Here is a 2,741-nt window from a genome sequence, read left to right as displayed (position 1 = left end):
CAGCCCAAGGTACTGCTATTTCTAAACAAGAATCTAACGCAACTTGGGCGCGAGAGGCACGGGGATACCATAAATGATTGTCTCCTGCTGCTCGAAACTGCACCGATTGACTGAGTAAATTAACTTCTAAATGATGGTGAAATAGATAATTCAAAGGTGCGCTGTCTGGTACTTCGGCTAGAGGTATGGAACTATTCACCATTGTTCTATCTGGATAATACCAGAATAGGTGCAAATCTGGAGGTATATCTTTGCCAGGAACAGCACCTGTTTTAAAATCTACTCGCACATAAAAATTCAAATGGTCTACCCCATACCATAAACGTTGGATAGTGCTGCTGTTGTGCATTGTTCCTCTAGCACCACCAACTTCGATGCGCCCAGCTTTGTCCCAATCTTGTTCATCACCTTTACCATCTATGATAGGATGAATAAAGCCTTGTGGTTTATGGTCAGAACGGGCTTGATGGATTTCTAGGGGGGTGTGCAGATATGGAGGTATGGGTTCATTTAAGGCTTTGTAAATGCCATAGAGATGTTCCCGAAATAATTGGTCAAAAATGGCATCTTGATTGGAAGAATGTCCCTCTCCAAACCACCAAAACCAGTCTGAACCTTCAGCCGCATATAGGGCTTCCCAGGCTGCTGGGTTGTTTTGTTCTGTGGCTTCGGGATGATTTGCTAAGACTTGTCTAGCTGCGGTGAGATAGTCCCAGGCGCGGTTTTTGACGGGATCTCCTATCCATGTGGTAAAATTGCCGTCTACCCAAGAACCACTATGGAGTTGTGCAGCGGGAATAGTGGCGGTAGGTGGGTGTTTTTCAATGAATTCGGAAACGGTGACAAGTTTGATATGGGGTTCATTGCTCAAACTTTCATACAATGTTTCCAAGAAGTCTTTCCCGTCGTGGGGATAAAATTCCCAACAATTTTCCCCGTCTAGGGCAATTGTCACTAACCAAGGTTGATCATCGTTACTTTCTTTTTGTTGTTTAGCGATCGCTTGCAAATGTCCAACTAAATCCGCTGCTGCTTTCTTTGCCGGCATAGATCCATAGGTAAAACCAATTAAATCCGATAATCTATGATCACGAAAAACTATAGATACATCACCAGCGGCAGTTTGCAAACGATAGGGACGATAGAGCAATTCTGGTTCTTGGACATTTCCCGCAGCGTCTCGATGAAAGAAGTGTTTTAATGACCAACCTAAAACCGCTTCATCTGAGCAAATCCATTTAAACCCTTGTTTAATAATATACGGTAATATTTCTGGACTAACGGACTGTTCAGAAGGCCATAAACCTCTAGGATCTTGCCCAAACCTATCTATATATAAATCCCAGGATTTTTGTAAATGCCGGGGGATATCTTCTACCCACTGAAACTGCTGTTTAGGTAATGTCATCTGCGGCACAGCCACCCGTCCTGAATTAGTATCAGCTAAGAGGGGTAAAATCGGGTGAGTATAGGGAGTGGTGGTAACTTCCAGTTGTCCACTTGACTGCATTTTCCGATGTTGGGGAATAATCTGACTGAGAATTTGCCGCTGTTTGGAATAAATGCGCTGGCGATCGCCTAAACTAAAATTACGTCCTTGTTCTAACCACGCTGCAATTTCCGGGTCGTGCCAAAACAAAGGATCAATCCAAGCTAAATTATGCCAAGCTAGTAAATCCCCATAATCTGACAACTGCCAATTTGCTAAACACCAATTTTGTCCCTGTTCCTGTCTTTGATAATACAACTGGGCATAACGAGGATGAGGATCAATCAAAGTATGATGGTTAGCATCAAAGAAATGTTGAACAATAAACTCTTTTTGTTCACGAGTCAACTTTTCTACAGGAGTCAAACTAGCAGTTAAATAAGGGTCAAAAGCCGTACCTGCAACATAATCTTCTATTTGCAATATTAACGAGGGAACTAAATTCACCGTTTGGTGCAGTTTAGGATACTTCTCTAACAATAATACTAAATCCAAATAATCCTTAGTCCCATGTAAACGTACCCAAGGCAAGCGGTACTGCTGGCTAGTCACTAGAGAACTACCATTTTCAGGAGACTTGTACAACGGTTGATGTTGATGCCAGATAAACGCAACGTGCAAAGGATGAGACATATAATATATAAAAGAGTAGGTGATGGAAAATAGGGAACGGGGAACAGGTGACAAGTATATCTTACCAATTACCTCTTCCCCCATTCCCCATTACGAGTGATTTACATGATTTGTTCTATCTCGGAGATTTCGGGAATCATTTCCTTGAGACGGCGTTCAATACCCATTCTCAGAGTCATAGTAGAACTAGGACAAGAACCACAAGCACCTTGTAACCGGAGTTTAACAACTGGTCCATCCAATTCTACAACTTCCACGTTACCACCATCAGAGATCAGATAAGGGCGCATCTCGTCTAATACGGTTTCTACATTTTCTAGCGTTAGTTCCATGCTTTCAGACCTGCTCAGTAAATAAATTGGTAATTATCCAAGTTGCTAATGATCTAGTTTAGGCTGGGAATGACTAATTGGTTAGTTGTTAGTTGTCATTGGTCATTGGTTATTGGTTATTGGTCAGTTGTCAGTTGCAAAAGAATATTTTTCTCCCCCGCCCCCTGCCCCCACTTCCCCCACTTCCCCCACTCCCCCCACTTCCCCCACTCCCCCCACTTCCCCCACTCCCCCCACTTCCCCCACTCCCCCCACTTCCCCCACTTCCCCCACTCCCCCCACTTCCC

General features: G+C 43.5%; 2 protein-coding genes. Both read right to left on the bottom strand.

Features of this window, described 5'->3' with window-relative positions:
* Window positions 1-2,122: glycoside hydrolase (locus FJR37_RS24470; protein WP_168467357.1), on the bottom strand; the 2,122-nt coding region annotated here is incomplete at its 3' end.
* A 101-nt stretch (window positions 2,123-2,223) separates the two neighbouring features.
* On the bottom strand, window positions 2,224-2,454 hold the full coding sequence (locus FJR37_RS24465; protein ID WP_039204985.1) for a NifU family protein: 231 nt from the start codon (window positions 2,452-2,454) through the stop codon (window positions 2,224-2,226).
* Window positions 2,455-2,741 lie beyond the last annotated feature (287 nt).

The sequence above is a fragment of the Aphanizomenon sp. UHCC 0183 genome (assembly GCF_009712065.1).
GTDB classification, from domain to species: domain Bacteria; phylum Cyanobacteriota; class Cyanobacteriia; order Cyanobacteriales; family Nostocaceae; genus Dolichospermum; species Dolichospermum heterosporum.
Note: the sequence above shows the minus strand (reverse complement) of the source record. Positions and strands in the feature narration are given on the sequence as shown.

Coding starts and splice junctions, on each gene's coding strand:
- FJR37_RS24465 (WP_039204985.1), bottom strand. CDS start 2,454: ATGGAACTAACGCTAGAAAATGTAGAAACCGTATTAGACGAGATGCGC.